Source organism: Streptomyces alkaliphilus, assembly GCF_014141535.1.
In the GTDB taxonomy this organism is placed as follows: domain Bacteria; phylum Actinomycetota; class Actinomycetes; order Streptomycetales; family Streptomycetaceae; genus Streptomyces; species Streptomyces alkaliphilus.
In genome coordinates, this window is sequence record NZ_VKHT01001172.1 from 1 (window position 1) to 1,385 (window position 1,385).

A 1,385-nucleotide genomic window follows, 5' to 3' on the forward strand; every position below is an offset into this window, starting at 1 on the left:
GGGGAGCGGCCGGGGATCCGGGGACCGACACCGATTGCCTCAGGGGCAAAACGTTTGCCTCCGGGGAAAATTTCCGGCTCAATCGAGGGTATGCGCGAGGAGGGACCGGCGACCGACGCCGGTGGGGACGAAGACGAGCGGTTGTCCGCCGTCGCGCCCCGGCTGCGCGAACTGCGCCGCCGCTCCGGGCTGACCCTGGAGGCCGCCGCCGCCCGCGCGGGCCTCTCGCCCGCGCACCTCTCCCGGCTGGAGACCGGCCATCGCCGCCCCTCGCTGCCGGTGCTGCTCGCCCTCGCCCGGGCCCACTCCACGACGGTATCCGATCTGCTCGGCGAGACCACCGGCGCGCCCGGCCCGGTGGTTCGGGGCGCCGACGCCCCGGAACGCGAGGTGGGGGGCTGGACCTACCGCAGGGCCGGGGCGCCGGGGCGCGGGATGCAGGCGTTGAGGGTGCGCGTGCCGTACGGCGAACCGCGCGAGGACCCGGCCCGCGTCCACCCGGGCGAGGAGTGGCTGCACGTGCTGCGCGGCCGGTTGCGCCTGGTCATCGGGGGCACCGAACACCTGCTGGAGCCCGGTGACGGCGCCCACTTCGACTCGCTCACCCCGCACCGCCTCGGCGCCGCCGACCGCGAGGGGGCGGAGCTGCTGTTCGTGCACACCCTGCTGCAGAGCGCCGACGCCGGGCTGTGCCTCGGCGACGGGCCCGCGCGGCACCGACCCCCGGGGAGATCCGCGCCATGACACCGGACACGCAGCCGACGCCCCCGGACCGGCGGGCGGAGCCCACCGGTCCCGGTCCCGCGCCCGCCCCCCGGGTGCGGGTGGAGGAGAAGGCGCCCGGCGGCCTGTGGTTCCGCCTGCTGGTCTACGTGGTGCTGGTCCACGCCTTCGCGGCCTTCCTCTTCCTCCTCTTCGAGGTCGCCGCCCGGCGGTGAGCCGGGCCGGCGGTGAGCCGGGCCTCCCCGGGCACCGTGGCGTTCCGCCCCGCGGGGTGCCATGATGTCCGACGACAAGGCGACGGCGGAACGAGGAAGCCGGTGTGAATCCGGCGCGGTCCCGCCACTGTGACCGGCGAGCGAACCCCGCACGGGCCACCATTCGGTGACGGATGGGAAGGCCGGGGCGAGCCTCGACCCGGGAGCCAGGAGACTCACGCGGTCGCCTCCTCGACGACGCCGGGGCGGATTTCCCCGGAGGAGGGTGCCTCAGCCATGCCCGTCGGGCCCGTTGATGCCGTGCCGCGCCGTGTCGCGGTGACCGCCGACCATCCCCTTCATCGAGCCGGTGACTTCCGCCGTGCCGGTGCCCCACCCGCGCCTCCCCGTCCGGCGGCGCGCGCCCGGGGGGCCGTTTCCCCCGGCCCCCGGCGGGCCGATCTCCCC

2 protein-coding genes and 1 riboswitch are annotated in these 1,385 nt (G+C 76.5%); both genes read left to right on the forward strand.

The window, feature by feature from the left end:
- Positions 1-90 precede the first annotated feature (90 nt).
- On the forward strand, positions 91-744 hold the full coding sequence (locus FNQ90_RS23205; protein WP_182608137.1) for a helix-turn-helix domain-containing protein: 654 nt from the start codon (positions 91-93) through the stop codon (positions 742-744).
- Positions 741-938 (forward strand): DUF6126 family protein, encoded by a 198-nt coding sequence (locus FNQ90_RS27765; protein ID WP_228471540.1) that lies wholly within the window; start codon positions 741-743, stop codon positions 936-938. The genes FNQ90_RS23205 and FNQ90_RS27765 overlap by 4 nt, the downstream gene beginning before the upstream one ends.
- A gap of 56 nt (positions 939-994) precedes the next feature.
- Positions 995-1,157: riboswitch (cobalamin riboswitch) on the forward strand.
- Positions 1,158-1,385 lie beyond the last annotated feature (228 nt).

What these genes read in the sequence shown, in the direction of transcription:
- FNQ90_RS23205 (WP_182608137.1), top strand. Translation starts at nt 91, where the DNA reads ATGCGCGAGGAGGGACCGGCGACCGACGCCGGTGGGGACGAAGACGAG.
- FNQ90_RS27765 (WP_228471540.1), top strand. Translation starts at nt 741, where the DNA reads ATGACACCGGACACGCAGCCGACGCCCCCGGACCGGCGGGCGGAGCCC.